Annotated in this window: 15 protein-coding genes; 11 read left to right on the forward strand and 4 right to left on the reverse strand. The window is 70.9% G+C overall.

Going from position 1 to position 14682, the window contains the following annotated elements; translation table 11 throughout:
- Positions 1–118 precede the first annotated feature (118 nt).
- Together QQZ14_RS18180 and QQZ14_RS18185 are read left to right on the forward strand one after the other, a co-directional pair.
- Positions 119–2263, forward strand: a complete 2145-nt coding sequence (locus tag QQZ14_RS18180; RefSeq protein ID WP_284535813.1) for an MMPL family transporter — start codon at positions 119–121, stop codon at positions 2261–2263.
- Positions 2264–2316: 53 nt separating this feature from the next.
- Positions 2317–4860, forward strand: coding sequence for a bifunctional FO biosynthesis protein CofGH (locus QQZ14_RS18185; RefSeq protein WP_284535814.1), 2544 nt, complete (start codon positions 2317–2319; stop codon positions 4858–4860).
- A 1-nt stretch (position 4861) separates the two neighbouring features.
- Here QQZ14_RS18185 and QQZ14_RS18190 read toward each other — a convergent pair whose 3' ends face one another.
- Positions 4862–7258 carry a phosphoketolase family protein gene (locus tag QQZ14_RS18190; protein ID WP_284535815.1) on the reverse strand — a complete coding sequence of 799 codons (2397 nt, stop codon included), beginning with the start codon at positions 7256–7258 and terminating at the stop codon, positions 4862–4864.
- A 91-nt stretch (positions 7259–7349) separates the two neighbouring features.
- Between QQZ14_RS18190 and QQZ14_RS18195 the strand changes: the two genes are divergently transcribed.
- Both QQZ14_RS18195 and QQZ14_RS18200 read left to right on the forward strand, forming a co-directional pair.
- Complete coding sequence (locus tag QQZ14_RS18195) at positions 7350–7790, forward strand: DUF5709 domain-containing protein (protein ID WP_284535816.1); 441 nt, start codon at positions 7350–7352, stop codon at positions 7788–7790.
- A gap of 52 nt (positions 7791–7842) precedes the next feature.
- Complete coding sequence (locus QQZ14_RS18200; protein ID WP_284535817.1) at positions 7843–7986, forward strand: GPGG-motif small membrane protein; 144 nt, start codon at positions 7843–7845, stop codon at positions 7984–7986.
- Here QQZ14_RS18200 and QQZ14_RS18205 read toward each other — a convergent pair.
- Positions 7979–8626, reverse strand: coding sequence for a UdgX family uracil-DNA binding protein (locus tag QQZ14_RS18205; protein WP_284535818.1), 648 nt, complete (start codon positions 8624–8626; stop codon positions 7979–7981). The genes QQZ14_RS18200 and QQZ14_RS18205 overlap by 8 nt on opposite strands.
- Before the next feature lie 85 nt (positions 8627–8711).
- On the opposite strand from QQZ14_RS18205, the gene QQZ14_RS18210 reads away from it, so the two are divergent.
- Both QQZ14_RS18210 and QQZ14_RS18215 read left to right on the forward strand, forming a co-directional pair.
- Positions 8712–9578 (forward strand): TIGR03619 family F420-dependent LLM class oxidoreductase, encoded by an 867-nt coding sequence (locus QQZ14_RS18210; protein WP_284535819.1) that lies wholly within the window; start codon positions 8712–8714, stop codon positions 9576–9578.
- Positions 9579–9649: 71 nt separating this feature from the next.
- Positions 9650–9865, forward strand: a complete 216-nt coding sequence (locus tag QQZ14_RS18215; protein WP_284535820.1) for a DUF7218 family protein — start codon at positions 9650–9652, stop codon at positions 9863–9865.
- Between the two features lie 17 nt (positions 9866–9882).
- On the opposite strand, the gene QQZ14_RS18220 is transcribed toward QQZ14_RS18215, so the two are convergent.
- Positions 9883–10338, reverse strand: a complete 456-nt coding sequence (locus QQZ14_RS18220; RefSeq protein ID WP_284535821.1) for an SRPBCC family protein — start codon at positions 10336–10338, stop codon at positions 9883–9885.
- Positions 10339–10591: 253 nt separating this feature from the next.
- Here QQZ14_RS18220 and QQZ14_RS18225 point away from each other — a divergent pair, with 253 nt between their 5' ends.
- The 4 genes from QQZ14_RS18225 to QQZ14_RS18240 all read left to right on the forward strand — a co-directional run bounded on the left by QQZ14_RS18225 (position 10592) and on the right by QQZ14_RS18240 (position 13704).
- Positions 10592–11563 (forward strand): serine/threonine-protein kinase, encoded by a 972-nt coding sequence (locus QQZ14_RS18225; RefSeq protein ID WP_284535822.1) that lies wholly within the window; start codon positions 10592–10594, stop codon positions 11561–11563.
- A gap of 84 nt (positions 11564–11647) precedes the next feature.
- Positions 11648–12277 (forward strand): hypothetical protein, encoded by a 630-nt coding sequence (locus tag QQZ14_RS18230; RefSeq protein ID WP_284535823.1) that lies wholly within the window; start codon positions 11648–11650, stop codon positions 12275–12277.
- A 1-nt stretch (position 12278) separates the two neighbouring features.
- Entirely contained in the window at positions 12279–13358 is a 1080-nt protein-coding gene (locus QQZ14_RS18235; protein ID WP_284535824.1) for an SGNH/GDSL hydrolase family protein, read from the forward strand.
- Between the two features lie 100 nt (positions 13359–13458).
- Positions 13459–13704 (forward strand): hypothetical protein, encoded by a 246-nt coding sequence (locus tag QQZ14_RS18240; protein ID WP_284535825.1) that lies wholly within the window; start codon positions 13459–13461, stop codon positions 13702–13704.
- 20 nt (positions 13705–13724) lie between these two features.
- Here the strand turns inward: QQZ14_RS18240 and QQZ14_RS18245 are convergent, their stop codons facing one another.
- On the reverse strand, positions 13725–14096 hold the full coding sequence (locus QQZ14_RS18245; RefSeq protein WP_284535826.1) for a DUF192 domain-containing protein: 372 nt from the start codon (positions 14094–14096) through the stop codon (positions 13725–13727).
- 78 nt (positions 14097–14174) lie between these two features.
- On the opposite strand from QQZ14_RS18245, the gene QQZ14_RS18250 reads away from it, so the two are divergent.
- Entirely contained in the window at positions 14175–14585 is a 411-nt protein-coding gene (locus QQZ14_RS18250; RefSeq protein WP_284535827.1) for a hypothetical protein, read from the forward strand.
- The last annotated feature ends 97 nt before the right edge of the window (positions 14586–14682 follow it).

A 14682-nucleotide genomic window follows, 5' to 3' on the forward strand; every position in this document is an offset into this window, starting at 1 on the left:
TCACAAAGGTCCTAGGTCGTTCGTCGTACAGATGTCCGATGAGTCCTGGACCCTGACCGGGTCGGACTAGGGGAAAACCCCGATGCAGACTGTCCCATCTCCCTGAGAGAGTCCCACCATGCACCGTCAGATCGCCGGCAAACTGACCGGTCCAGTCACCAAGTGGCTCGTCCTCGTCGCCATCCTTCTCGTCGCAGCCATCATGGGCTCCTTCGCGGGCAAGCTCACCGACGTCCAGAACAACGAGACCGAGTCCTGGCTGCCCTCCAGCGCCGAGTCCACCAAGGGCTTCGAGAAGCTCAAGGCGTTCCAGGACGAGTACGACGTGGGCACCACCGTCGTCTACTACAAGCAGGGTGGGCTCTCGCAGTCCGATCTCGCCGCCATCGAGGACCAGGCGACCGAGATCGAGGGCATCAAGGGCATCACCGACGTGGTGACGCCCCAGCGCGCCGAGGCCGCCGGCATCCCGGCGCCGTTCGTCTCCGAGGACGGAGACGTCGCCAAGCTGCAGTTCACGGTGAACTACGGCGACAAGCTGTGGGAGGAGCTGCCCGACCTCAAGGACCGGCTCGACGCCATCACCGCGATCGACGGGGTCGACACCTACCTCGCCGGCGCGGGCGGACAGAGCGCCGACGCGGCGACGATCTTCACCTCGTTCGACGGCAAGCTGCTCTTCGTCACCTTGGGCGTCGTGATCCTGATCCTGTTGGTCAGCTACCGCAGTCCGCTGCTCTGGGCGCTCCCGATCATCAGCGCCGCCGTCGGACTGGCCACGACCATGGGTCTGCTGTACTTCCTCGCCAAGTACGCCGGCCTCACGGTCAACGGCCAGACCCAGTTCATCCTGACCGTGCTGGTGATCGGGGCGGGCACCGACTACGCCCTGCTCCTCGTCGCGCGCTACCGAGAAGAGCTGCGCCGTCACGAGGACCGGCACGAGGCCATGGCCTTCGCCCTGCACCGCGCCGCGCCGGCGATCCTGGCCAGCGCCGCCACCGTCGTGGTCGGCCTGCTCTGCCTGACCTTCGCCGAGCTCAACTCCACCGCCGGCATGGGCCCGGCCAACGCGATCGGCGTGGCCGTCACCTTCGTGGTGATGGTGTCCCTGCTCCCCGCCCTGCTGGTGATCTTCGGACGGTGGATCTTCTGGCCGCTCGTCCCGCGCTTCGGGACCGAGGAGCCCACCGCGTCGGGTCTCTGGGCCCGCGTCGGCAAGGGCATCGCCCCGCGGCCGCGCACGGTCTGGGTGGGCACCGCTCTCGTGCTCGCCGCCCTGTGCCTGGGCTTCTTCCGGCTCGACACCTCGGGCATCCCCAGCGACGAGATGTACACCACCGACCAGGACTCGGTGATCGGCCAGGGGATCCTCGTCGACCACGGCCTCCTCGACGCCAGCACGCCGGTCCAGGTGGTCGCCAACGAGGACAAGGCACAGGATGTCGTGGCCGCCATGACCGGCATCGAGGGGATCGCCGACCCCGTGGTCGCAGGAGCCAAGGACGGCGCGGCGCTGATCGTCGCCAACCTCACTCACGACCCCTACTCCCAGGCCTCCTACGACGCCGTCGAGAAGGTGCGCGACGCGACCCACGAGGTCGCCGGCGCCGACGCGCTCACCACGGGCATGTCAGCGGTCTCGATCGACGTCGAGAACGCAGCCTCGCGCGACAACAAGGTGATCATCCCGATCGTGCTGCTGGCGGTGCTGCTGATCCTCGTCGGCCTGCTGCGCTCGGTGGTCTCGCCGCTGATCCTGGTCGGCACGGTGATCCTGTCCTTCGGGGCCGCCCTCGGCATCTCCGGGTTCGTGTTCGACTTCATCTACGGACACGAGCACACCGACACCGGGTTCCCGTTGTTCAGCTTCGTGTTCCTGGTGGCGCTCGGGATCGACTACAACATCTTCCTGATGACCCGGGTCCGGGAGGAGACCGCCAACCACGGCACCCGGCGCGGCTCGCTGATCGCGCTCTCGTCCACGGGTGGCGTGATCACCTCCGCGGGGATCGTGCTCGCGGCGACGTTCGCGATGCTCGCGACGATGCCGATGACGTTCACCCTCCAGCTGGGCACCACGATCGCGCTCGGGGTGCTGCTCGACACCATGATCGTCCGCTCGGTGCTGGTGACGGCGATCAACCTCGACCTGGGCGGCAAGATCTGGTGGCCGAGCGCCCTGGACCGCAAGCCCCCGGTCGACCCTCGGACGGGGGTGGCTCTGGAGCCCGAGGCGACGCCGACCGCGGCCCCGGTCTGACCATCAGCTGGGCTGGCCGCCCCCGCGAGGGGGCGGCCACTAGCCTGGGTTCGATGAACGAGCAGCCGACCCCGCAGCAGGTCCGCCGGGCACTCGCGCGCGCCGAGCGCGGCGCCGCACTCGACGTCGCCGAGGCGACGGTGCTGCTCGCCGCGACCGGTCCCGACCTCGACCGCCTGACGACGGTCGCCGGCCGGGTCCGGGACGCCGGGCTCGTGGCCGCCGGACGGCCCGGGGTCGTGACCTACTCCCCGAAGGTGTTCATCCCCGTCACCCGGCTGTGCCGCGACCGGTGCCACTACTGCACGTTCGTCGAGACTCCCGCCCAGGCGGCGCGCGACGGTCGGGCGCCGTACCTCTCGCCCGACGAGATCCTCGCGATCGCCGCCCAGGGTGCCGAGCTCGGCTGCCTCGAGGCGCTGTTCACCCTCGGCGACCGGCCCGAGGACCGCTGGCCCGAGGCGCAGGCGTGGCTCGACGAGCAGGGCTACGACTCGACGCTCTCCTACGTCCGCGCGATGGCGGTGCGGGTGCTCGAGGAGACGGGGCTGCTCCCCCACCTCAACCCCGGCGTGATGTCGTGGGAGGAGATGAACCGGCTCAAGCCGGTGTCGCCCTCGATGGGGATGATGCTCGAGACCACCTCGCGCCGGCTGTTCGAGGACAGGGGCGAGGCCCACTTCGGGTCGCCCGACAAGGACCCGGCGGTGCGGCTGCGGGTGCTCGAGGACGCCGGCCGCCTGTCGATCCCGTTCACCACCGGGCTGCTGGTCGGCATCGGGGAGACGCTGGCCGAGCGGGCGGAGACGATCTTCGCGCTGCGGGCCACCTCGCGGGCCTTCGGCGCGGTCCAGGAGGTGATCGTCCAGAACTTCAGGGCCAAGCCCGACACCGCGATGCGGCACACCGACGACCTGGCCCTCGACGAGTACCGGGCCGCGATCGCGGTCACGCGCATCGTGCTCGGGCCCAAGGCGCGGGTGCAGGCGCCGCCCAACCTCGTCGACCTCGAGGAGTGCCGGGCCCTGCTGGCCGCGGGCGTCGACGACTGGGGCGGCGTCTCCCCGCTCACGCCCGACCACGTCAACCCCGAGCGTCCCTGGCCGTCGCTGGAGCGGCTGCGCGACCTCACCGCCTCCTGCGGGTTCGACCTCACTGCGCGCCTGACGGTGCACCCCGAGTACGTGCGGGCCGGCGAGCCGTGGCTGGACCCGCGGGTGTCCGCCCACGTGGCGGCGTTGGCGACCGACGACGGTCTCGCGCGGCGGGGCGTACGCCCGACCGGTCTGCCGTGGCAGGAGCCCGACGGTGGGTTCGCATCGGTCGGGCGCACCGATCTGTTCGCCGCCGTCGACAGCGAGGGTCGCACCGACGACCGGCGCTCGGACTTCGCGAACGTCTACGGCGACTGGGACGCGGTGCAGGCTGCGGCCGACGGGGTTTCGAGGCTCGCTGCGCTCGCACCTCAACCGCCGTCGGCGCCGGCGGAGGCGCTGGCCGCTCTGCGAGCCGCGGAGGCCGATCCGGGCAACCTGTCCGACGCGCACGCGCTGACGCTGATGACCGCTGAGGGCGAGCTGCTCGAGCAGGTGTGCCGGCTGGCCGACGACCTGCGCCGCGAGACGGTCGGCGACGAGGTCACCTACGTCGTCAACCGGAACATCAACTTCACCAACGTCTGCTACGTCGGCTGCCGGTTCTGCGCGTTCGCCCAGCGGCGCACCGACGCGGACGCCTACTCGCTCTCGCTCGACGAGGTCGCCGACCGGGCGGCCGAGGCGTGGGACCTGGGCGCGACCGAGGTGTGCATGCAGGGCGGGATCGACCCCGAGCTGCCCGCCTCGGCGTACTTCGACCTGGTGACCGCGGTGAAGCAGCGGGTCCCGGACATGCACGTGCACGCGTTCTCCCCGATGGAGGTCGTCAACGGGGTCGCCCGCACCGGGCTGTCCATCGAGGACTTCCTGATCAAGGCCCGCGAGGCGGGTCTCGGCTCCCTGCCCGGCACCGCCGCCGAGATCCTCGACGACGAGGTGCGCTGGGTGCTCACCAAGGGCAAGCTGCCCACCCGCACCTGGATCGAGGTGGTGTCCACCGCCCACCGGGTCGGCATCCCCACGACCTCGACGATGATGTACGGCCACGTCGACAACCCGCGCCACTGGGTCTCGCACCTGCGGGTCCTCTCCCGCATCCAGGACGAGTCTCTCGAGGCCGGCCGCACCGGCTTCACCGAGTTCGTGCCGCTGCCGTTCGTGCACACCAGCGCCCCGATCTACCTCGCCGGCGTGGCCCGCCCCGGTCCGACGCTGCGCGACAACCTCGCGGTGCACGCGATGGCGCGGATCCTGCTGCACGGCCGGATCCGCAACATCCAGACCTCGTGGGTCAAGCTCGGCGTCGACGGCACCCGCGCGATGCTCCGGGCGGGCGCGAACGACGTCGGCGGCACGCTGATGGAGGAGACCATCTCGCGGATGGCCGGCTCCGAGCACGGCTCGGCCAAGACGGTCGCCGAGCTGGTCGAGATCGGCGCCGGCATCGGCCGGCCGGTCGTCGAGCGCACCACGACGTACGCCCGACGACCCTCCGCCTGAGTCATCCCTCCGGGGCGTTGAGCTCCGGAGCGCTCGTGGCCCGCTGGGGGCCGAACGCCCCCTCCCAGCTCCAGTCGCGCACCTCGGGCAGGTCCTCGCCGTGGGTGCGGATGTACTGCTTGTGCCGGATCAGCGCGTTCTTGAACTCCTCGCGCGCGGCGCCCGACGTCGCCCGCAGCCGCGGCACCCGGTCGATCACGTCGATCGCGAGGTTGTAGCGGTCCATGTGGTTGAGCACCGTCATGTCGAACGGCGTCGTGGTGGTGCCTTCCTCCTTGTAGCCGCGCACGTGGATGTTGGCGTGGTTGGTGCGCTTGTAGGTCAGCCGGTGGATCAGCCACGGATAGCCGTGGTAGGCGAAGATCACCGGCCGGTCGGCGGTGAACAGCGCGTCGAAGTCCGCGTCGGAGAAGCCGTGCGGGTGCTCGCTCGCGGGCTGCAGCCGCATCAGGTCCACGACGTTCACGAACCGGATCCGCAGGTCGGGCAGGTGCTCGCGCAACAGGGCGACCGCTGCCAGGGTCTCCATCGTGGGCACGTCCCCTGCACAGGCCATGACCACGTCGGGGCCTTCGTCGTTGTCGTTCGACGCCCACTCCCAGATGCCGGCGCCCTTGGTGCAGTGCACGATCGCGTCGTCCATCGAGAGGTACTGCAGCGCCGGCTGCTTGCCCGCGACCACGACGTTGACGTACTGCTTGCTGCGCAGGCAGTGGTCGGTGACCGAGAGCAGCGTGTTGGCGTCCGGCGGAAGGTAGACGCGGACCACGTTGGCCTTCTTGTTCACGACGTGGTCGATGAACCCGGGGTCCTGGTGGGAGAAGCCGTTGTGGTCCTGGCGCCACACGTGCGAGGTGAGCAGGTAGTTCAGCGAGGCGACCGGGCGGCGCCACTCGATCCGGTTCGTCGACTCCATCCACTTCGCGTGCTGGTTGAACATCGAGTCGACGAGGTGGATGAACGCCTCGTAGCAGGAGAACAGCCCGTGCCGCCCGGTGAGCAGGTAGCCCTCGAGCCAGCCCTGGCAGGTGTGCTCGGAGAGGATCTCCATGATCCGGCCGTCCGCCGCGAGGTGGTCGTCGTAGTCGAGGATCTCGGCGTTCCAGGTCCGGTTGGTCACCTCCATCACGTCCTGGAGCCGGTTGGAGGAGTTCTCGTCGGGGGCGAACAGCCGGAAGTTGTACATGTTCTGCGCCATCACGTCGCGCAGGAAGCCGCCCATCACGCGGGTCGCCTCGACGGCGCCGGTGCCGGGGGCATCGACCTCCACGGCGTAGTCGCGGAAGTCGGGCATCCGCAGCGGCTTGAGCAGCAGGCCGCCGTTCGCGAACGGCGATGCGCTCATCCGCATGTCGCCCTTGGGGTGCAGCGTCCGGATGTCCTCGGCCGGGGCGCCGTCCTCGCCGAAGAGCTCCTCGGGGCGATAGCTGCGCAGCCACTCCTCGAGCACCCCGCGATGGGAATCGTCGCTGCGGGCGTTGGCGAACGGCACCTGGTGGGAGCGCCAGAAGCCCTCGACCAACTTGCCGTCCACCTCCTTCGGGCCGGTCCAGCCCTTCGGCGAGCGGAGCACGATCATCGGCCACGGACGACGAGCGACGGCGCCGGACGAGCCGCGGGCCTCGGCCTGGATCTCCGCGATCTCGTCGAGGCAGCGGTCGAGCGTCGCGGCGAACTCGGTGTGCATCTGCTCGGGGTCGGAGCCGGACACGACGTACGGCGTGTGCCCGTAGCCGCGCAGCAGCGAGACCAGCTCGTCCTCCGGGATGCGGGCCAGCACCGTCGGGTTGGCGATCTTGTAGCCGTTGAGGTGCAGGATCGGCAGCACCGCGCCGTCGCGCCGCGGGTCGACGAACTTGGTGGAGTGCCAGCTCGTCGCGAGCGGGCCGGTCTCGGCCTCGCCGTCGCCGACCACCGCCGCGACCACGAGGTCGGGGTTGTCGAAGGCGGCGCCGTACGCGTGCGAGAGCGCGTAACCGAGCTCGCCACCCTCGTGGATCGAGCCCGGCGTCTCGGGGGCCACGTGGCTCGGAATGCCGCCGGGGAAGGAGAACTGCTGGAACAGCCGCTGCAGGCCGGCCGCGTCCTGGGACACGTCGGGGTAGACCTCGGAGTAGGTGCCCTCGAGGTAGGCGGACGCCACCAGGCCGGGACCGCCGTGCCCGGGGCCGGTGATGAAGATCATCCGCTGGCGGCGGGCCATGATCGTGCGGTTGAGGTGCGCGTAGATGAAGTTCAGGCCCGGGGTGGTGCCCCAGTGGCCCAGCAAGCGGGGCTTCACGTGCTCGGCCACCAGCGGCTCGCGCAGCAGCGGGTTGTCCATCAGGTAGATCTGGCCGACGGACAGGTAGTTCGCGGCGCGCCACCAGCGGTCGAGTGTCTGAAGCGAGTCATCCATGGCTTTACCGTTCCGGTTGCCCGCACCCCACGCAAGGGGGAATCAGTCCTGTTTCGCGTGGGCTAGCGTGAGGGTTGACGAAGGAGGAGACGTGGGCGGCCACAGCGAAGGTGAATCCGAGATCTACGGCGACTACAGCGTCGACGACGAGGACCAGCCCGGGAACATCGACGACCTCGGCGACGGCGACGTCACCGACGAGCTGGACCGCGGCTACTCGCCGCCCGAGAGCTACTCCGCGGGCCAGGGCTACGGCAACACGCCCTGGGAGGAGGAGCACCGCGAGACGATCGACCAACGGCTCGGCCAGGAGGTCCCCGACAACGACCCGTACGCCGACGCCGACGACGAGGACGTCCTCGACGACGGGGAGGTCGGCACCGCCCGAGCGGGCCGGCTGGTGAGCCCCGACGAGGGGCTCGGCGAGGACACGGAGAAGGACCTCGTGGGCGACGACGTCGGCATCGACGGCGCGGCCGCGTCCGCCGAGGAGGCGGCCATGCACATCGTGGAGGACTTCCGCGAGGAGTGAACCTGTCCCGGACTGGGCACTGACCCCTCCTTACTAGAGGGAGGAACCATCCATGTTGTTCTTGCTGTGGATCCTGGCCGTGATCCTCGTGATCGCCGGCATCGTCCAGCTCTTCAAGGGTCAGATGCTCTGGGGCATCGTGCTCATCATCGTCGGCTTCGCCGTCGGGCCCGGCGGCTACAGCATCTTCAAGTAGCAAGCTGTTCGGCCGCGATCCGCAGGTCGGCGACGAGACCGTCGTACGCCGACCTGCGGTCGTCCGACCGCAGGACCGCGGACGGATGCGTCGTGGCCAGCACCCATGCCGGCGGCCGCTCCACCGCGAACGACGACGGCCACTCCTCGAGCCGGCCGCGGGCCTCGCCCACGCGGAAGCCCGCTCCGTAGACGGCCTGACCCGCCGTCCCGCCGAGCAGGACGACACCCGTCGGCCGGACCATCCGCAGCTCCGCCTCGAGCCACGGCCCGCACGCTGCGACCTGGGCTCGGGTCGGTGACTGGTGGATCCGCTGCTTGCCGCGGGTCCCCGACCAGCGGAAGTGCTTGACGACATTGGTGATGTAGACGTCGCCGGGCGAGATGCCGACCTCCGCCAAGGCCTCGTCCAGCACCTTCCCCGCGGGACCGACGAAGGGCTCGCCCTCGCGGTCCTCACGATCCCCCGGCTGCTCACCGAGCAGCATTAGCTCGGCGTCGCGGTCGCCGTCGCCCATCACCGCCTGCGTCGCGTCGCGGTAGAGCTCGCAGCCCCGACACTCCTGCACCGCCTCGCGCAGCGAGCGCCGGCTCAGCGTCTCGGGCACCCAACGGGCAGCGCCGGGCCTCTGCTCGGACATGGCCGGTCGGTACCCCGCCGGCCGCGGCGGTCAAACCGTGCAGGGACGTCCGAGAACACGTTCTAGTTCCGGCTAGGCTGCCGAGGTGCGCTTCTCGATCAGCACGGCCTTCCAGCCGGTCGACCACCTGCCCCACCTGGCCCGCGCGGCCGACGAGCTCGGCTACCACTCCATGGCCGTGCCCGATCACGTGGTCGACCTCGAGGAGCTGGCCACGCCGTACCCCTACACCGCGGACGGCGCCCGCCGCTGGGACTCCGACGCGGACTGGCCGGACCCCTGGGTGCTGATCGGCGCGCTGTCCGCCGTGACGACCCGGCTGCGGTTCTTCACCTCCGTCTACGTCCCCGCGATCCGCAGCCCGTTCCAGGTGGCCAAGAGTGTGGGCACCGCGGCCGTGCTGTCGGGCAACCGGGTCAGCCTCGGCGTCGGGATCGGCTGGTGCCGCGAGGAGTTCGAGCTGCTCGGGCAGGACTTCTCGACCCGGGGCCGGCGCACCGACGAGGCGCTCGCGCTGATGGCGCAGCTGTGGTCCCCGGGGTGGACGGAGTTCGAGGGCGAGTTCTACACCGCACCCCGCCTCGCGATGGAGCCCACGCCCACCGAGCGCATCCCGGTGCTGATCGGCGGCCTCTCCGAGATCGCGTTCCGGCGCGCGGCACGGCAGGACGGGTGGGTCGGCGACATCTACCCGACGGACGAGGCGATCGCGCTGGCCGGCCGGATCGCCGACGTACGCCGGGAGGCCGGCGCGAACGGCGACTTCTCGGTGATCACGGCGCTCAGCGACGCCTTCCTGCCCGAGCACTTCACCCGCGCCGAGGCCGGCGGGGTCACCGACTGCTGGACGATGCCGTGGGCGTACTACCACGGGCTCGACGCCACGCTGGAACAGAAGCTCGACAGCATGGAGCGCTTCGCCCGCGACGTGTTGGTGCCCGTCAACGGCTGAGCTGGAATGTGGCTCCGCGAGCCGGGTACCTCCCCGACGTCAGCCAGATCATCCGACGTCAGGAGGATGCGATGCCCAGCAAGTCGGCGAACGTCAAGAACGAGAAGCAGTACGAGGCCCTCAAGGACAAGGGCATGTCGAAGGAGCGGGCGGCCAAGATCGCCAACGCGAAGGACTCCTCCAAGCACGGCGGCCAGCAGTCCGGCAAGGGCGGCAGCAGCAAGCAGGGCGGCACCACGGCCCAGAAGAAGGAGGCCGGCCGCAAGGGCGGCAAGGCCAGCCACTGACCCCAGAGCCGGGTGGTCTACGAGGCCGAGGTCCTGCCCGCGCTGCGCCGCTCCGCCACGTACGCCAGCCGCCGCAGGCTCTCGGTGTTGCGCCACGTCAGCTGGAGGTCGCGCAGCGGCTTGGGCATCAGCAGCGCCGGGCCGCTGACCGCGTCCTCCTCGATGCTCACGTCGGTCTCGACACCGACCGCCTCGAGCCTCAGCGTCACCTTCGCGGCGCCCGTCGGCCATGCCCGCGCGTGCAGCACCAGGGTGGACCCGGGCGTCGACTCGACGACCTCGGTGGTGTCGTCGAGCAGCGCCGGCCAGGTGCCAACGGAGTGGTGCAGCTTCGTGCCGACCGCCGGCCAGCCGTCATCGACCTCGCGCATCCGGGAGGCGCCCACCACCCAGAGCGGGTAGAGCCAGCCGTCGGCCAGCACGTCCCAGACCTGCTCGGGGGTGGCCTTCATCCTGCGGGTGTTGATCGCCATGACAGCGCCGTACCCATTCGGGAAATGGAAGAACCGCTGGGGTCTCGGGTCCCCAGCGGTTCGTTGAAAACTGTACCCATCCGATCGGGTGAACGCCAGGCAAACGTCCTAATACAAGTGAGACGTCTGTCACGATGCTCGGCCGACCCGTGACCGATCACGCACGCCCACCCCTCCGCGGCGTGCGTACGATACGCGCCATGGTCGACCCCGAGCGTCGCGCGCCGCGTGCCCGTCGACCGCGGGAGGCCGCGTGAGCGAGGTGTTCGCGCGGCGCTACGAACTGCTCGACCCGATCGCCGAGGGCGGGATGGGGTCGGTCTGGCTGGTCCGAGACCAGGAGGACGGGCAGGTCAAGGTCGCCAAGCTCCTGCGGCACAGCGACGCCGGGTCCCTGCTGCGGTTCATGCGTGAGCAGTCGACCCGGATCCACCACCCCCACGTCGTCACCCCGATCTCGTGGGCGGGCGAGGACGACACCGTCCTGTTCACGATGCCGCTGGTGCGCGGCGGGTCGGTCGCCACGCTCGTCGGGGACTGGGGGCCCCTCCCCGAGGCCTGGGTCGGCGTCGTGCTCGAGCAGACCCTGTCGGCACTCGAGGCCGTCCACGCCGCGCGGGTCGTGCACCGTGACGTCAAGCCCGCCAACCTCCTCCTCGAGCCGACCGGCGCCGGCCGGCCGCACGTCCGGCTCACCGACTTCGGGATCGCGGTGCCGGTCGACCAGCCCCGGATGACGCTCTCGTCGACCACCCTCGGCACCCCCGGGTACATGGCCCCCGAACAGCTCCTCGGCGGCGATCCCGACCCCCGGCAGGACCTCTACGCCGCCGCGATGGTCGGGCTCGAGATGCTCGTCGGGCACCCGCCGCCGTTCCACGAGGAGGAGATGCCGGCGACGCCCCTCGGCCGGCTCCTGGCGCGATCGGGCGATCCCGACCCGGATCGACGGCCGGCCACTGCGAGCGCCATGCTCGACGAGCTGCGCACGACACTGCCTCCCGCGGCCTGGAACCCCGGGGAGGTCGAGGTGCTGGACCACTTCGAGGGCAGGTTCGACGGCACGGCGTCCGCCGTCCAACCCGGGCCGCTCGTCGCCGCGACCTCGGTGCTGCACGTCGCTGACACCACATCCAGGCCGCGTGGCGGGTCGCTGCCGATCGTCGTCCTGGTGGTGCTCGGCGTCCTGCTGCTGACGCTCTCGGCGCTCCTGCTGCTCCGCTGACGCCGTCCGGTCCCGGGTCTCTGGTACCGGACCTGGGTCCCGGGGCCCAGGTCGACGGCGCCACGCGGACGTAGCGTCCGGCGCATGACCAGATCATCGCGGGACCGCGGCCTGCTGCGCCGGACCGCTGCGGCTCTCGGGCTCGCCCTGCTGCTGTGCTCGTGCGGCGAGAGCACCGCCCGGGACGCCACCGACACCACGGGCCCGCGGAGCACGGACTACCTCATCACCTCCGAGTCGCTGCCGACCGGGTGGGGCGACAGCAACTCCCAGGGCGTCGACTACCGGGTCGACGTCTGCGGGGTCGACCTCGAACCCGAGCCGCCGGTCCGCGCCACCAGCGTGCGGTTCTCCGAGGGCCCCCTCGGTCCGTTCCTGGAGGAGCACGTCCGGGTGTACGACTCCGACCTCGTCTCCGGTGTGATCGACCAGCTCCGCGCCGCGCTCGCCGACTGCACCGGGTACACCGCGAGCGGCAGCCGACCCGACAGCCCCGAGGCCAGGTTCATCGTCAAGCCCCTGAGCGTCGACGGGGCGCCCGAGGACAGCGTGGCGTGGCGTCAGACGAGCCAGGGCCGGATCCCGATCACCGCCGACCTGCTGCTGATCCGGCGGGGTGACGCGGCGGTGATGCTGATGTCCTACGCGATCCGTGCGGTCCCCGACCCCGCTGTCCTCGCCGCCGCAGCCGCGGCCGTGCCGGAGGGCGAGTGAGATGACGACCCCTCAGGTGGGCCGCCACCGGAGGAACGACGAGCGCGGGGCGGGCACCCTCGAGTACCTCGGCGCGACGATCGTCGCGACCGTCCTCGCCATCGGCCTCCTCGTCTCGCCGGCCGGCGCATCGATCCGCGACTCGTTCTCGGAGGCCATCTGCAGCGTCATCGAGCGCGAGGGGTGTGCCGTCGGACCCGGCGCGGGCGGGACCCCGCTCGAGCAGGCCACCAGCGGCGAGTACGTCGCCCTCGGGGACAGCTACTCCTCGGGCGAGGGTGCGTGGGACTACGAGGAGGGCACCGACTTCGACGACCGCGACGACCTGTGGCCCTTCAACGACGACGAGGAGGACCACAACCGCTGCCACCGCTCGCACAACGCCTACTCCCAGGTGCTGGCGGACCACAACGACTTCGAGGGTGGCCTGACGTTCGTGGCGTGCTCGGGCGCCGTGGCCGGCGACCTGTCCCACTCCAACCACAGCAACACCGGCGAGGACCCGCAGCTCGACGCCCTCGACGAGGACACCTCCCTCGTCACGATGACGATGGGCGGCAACGATATCGGCTTCGCCGACGTGGTCACGGACTGCATCCTCAACGGCGAGGGCGGTGTCGGGTTCATCGCGACCTGCCAGGAGAAGCACGACCAGCGGATCCGAGACAGGCTCCCCGAGCTCGAGCAGGAGCTCATCGAGCGCTACCTGGCGATCAAGGAGAAGGCCCCGAACGCTCGGGTGATCATCATCGGCTACCCCCAGCTGTTCCCCGACAACCCGTCGGACGACTACCACGACCTGCTGTTCGCGGAGGACCAGGTGTGGATGAACGAGATGGCCGGGCTGCTGAACTCGATGCTCGCCGATGCGGCAGCGGAGGCAGGCGTGGAGTTCGTCGACCCGACCGACGCCTTCCACGGCCACGGCATCGGGAGCGACGACCCCTGGATCAACGACCTCGACATGGGCGGCCCCGGTCTGATGATCGCCGACCCCAGCAGCTTCCACCCCAACGCGGCGGGGCATGCGGCGATCGCCGACCTGATCCAGCAGCAGCTGGAGCACCCGCACTACCGCTAGCACTGGAGCGGCTGCCCGGTCCGGCCGCCGGCTGCGGCTATCGTGGCCGTCCAGCGACGAGAGGTGGGCAGTGGGTACTGGTGTCGTTCGGGCGATCGCCGTGGTCTGTCTCATCGGCTGCGGCGTCCTGGTCCTGCACGCGCTCGCGCTCGGTTTCCACATCGAGGACACCCCGCAGGCCCTCCGCGACGCCGCGACCGGCAAGGCCGTCGGCTATCCCGCCGCCCTCGGTGCGCTGGCGGCGGTGGTTGCCCTCGCGACGTCACGGCGGGTGCTGGGCCGGGTCGCCGTCGTGCTCGCAGTGCTGCTCGGCGCTGCGGCGCTGGTCGTCGACGTCGTCCGCTGACGCGGAGCAACGCGGCGCGATCACTCCCGCTCGGCGATCGCGAGCACCGCGCCCGGACGGACTCCCCACGAGGCCATCGCCCCAGCCGCGGCCTCGATCGTGGCACTGGCCCGTCGCCGGGGTCGCGTCATGCCGACCAGCGGCAACAGCGTCCTCACGAGCAGGACCGTGCCGTCCCGGTCAACGACGGCCACGTCGATCGGGTAGCGCATCCCGACCATGTGCACCGACGGGCACCGGGTGATCCAGAGCGCCCCCGCGACGGCATCGGTGCCGAGCAGGCCCTTGCGCCGCGATCGCGCGGTGTCGGCGACCTCGAGGGGTGCGACCGGCCGTCCGTCGCAGAGCAGGACGCGGCCACCCGGCCCGAAGATCCTCGGGGTCCGGGTCATCGGAGGTTTGCGCCGGACGCAGGAGTGGCACGATCCGCTCGCAAGCACCGACGCCTGGAAGGACCGCAGAGGCAGCCGATGGACCTCCGCCTGATGTCACGCCTCGCCGTCGTCCTCGCGGCCGGGGCACTGGTCGCGTGGCTCGCCGCGCTCTTCGTCGGCCTCTCGTCGGGGAGCCCGACCGCCGCGGTCGTCCTGCGGACCGTCCTCACGATCGTCGTCCTCGTGCTGCTCACCCGGATCGTCATGCGGCGAGCGTACGGCGAGCCGGGTCTGCTCGGCAGGGTCGCCGTCACGGCTGCGCTGGCCTACGCGATCTCGCCGGCTGCCTGGGCCGGACGGGCATTGGTGGCCCAGCTGTTCCTCGATCCCGGCATCGCGACGGTGATCCTCGACCTGGTCCTGTGGGTCGCGGTCGTCGTCGCCGCCGGCCAGAGCGCCGACACCCGCACCGCGTCGCCGACAGCGGCGCCGTACCAGCTCAGCTGACGCCGTGAGGTTCGGCAGGCGCCCCACCGATGGGCCCGCGGCCAGGCCCGTGGACCTACGAGCTCGCCGGGGTCGAGCCGTTGACTGGGAGCACGCG

This window comes from Nocardioides sp. T2.26MG-1 (genome assembly GCF_950101795.1).
Classification (GTDB): Bacteria; Actinomycetota; Actinomycetes; order Propionibacteriales; family Nocardioidaceae; genus Nocardioides.

Coding starts and splice junctions, on each gene's coding strand:
- QQZ14_RS18235 (WP_284535824.1), top strand. CDS start 12,279: ATGACGACCCCTCAGGTGGGCCGCCACCGGAGGAACGACGAGCGCGGG.
- QQZ14_RS18220 (WP_284535821.1), bottom strand. CDS start 10,338: ATGGCGATCAACACCCGCAGGATGAAGGCCACCCCCGAGCAGGTCTGG.
- QQZ14_RS18185 (WP_284535814.1), top strand. CDS start 2,317: ATGAACGAGCAGCCGACCCCGCAGCAGGTCCGCCGGGCACTCGCGCGC.
- QQZ14_RS18250 (WP_284535827.1), top strand. CDS start 14,175: ATGGACCTCCGCCTGATGTCACGCCTCGCCGTCGTCCTCGCGGCCGGG.
- QQZ14_RS18230 (WP_284535823.1), top strand. CDS start 11,648: ATGACCAGATCATCGCGGGACCGCGGCCTGCTGCGCCGGACCGCTGCG.
- QQZ14_RS18215 (WP_284535820.1), top strand. CDS start 9,650: ATGCCCAGCAAGTCGGCGAACGTCAAGAACGAGAAGCAGTACGAGGCC.
- QQZ14_RS18180 (WP_284535813.1), top strand. CDS start 119: ATGCACCGTCAGATCGCCGGCAAACTGACCGGTCCAGTCACCAAGTGG.
- QQZ14_RS18190 (WP_284535815.1), bottom strand. CDS start 7,258: ATGGATGACTCGCTTCAGACACTCGACCGCTGGTGGCGCGCCGCGAAC.
- QQZ14_RS18245 (WP_284535826.1), bottom strand. CDS start 14,096: ATGACCCGGACCCCGAGGATCTTCGGGCCGGGTGGCCGCGTCCTGCTC.
- QQZ14_RS18205 (WP_284535818.1), bottom strand. CDS start 8,626: ATGTCCGAGCAGAGGCCCGGCGCTGCCCGTTGGGTGCCCGAGACGCTG.
- QQZ14_RS18200 (WP_284535817.1), top strand. CDS start 7,843: ATGTTGTTCTTGCTGTGGATCCTGGCCGTGATCCTCGTGATCGCCGGC.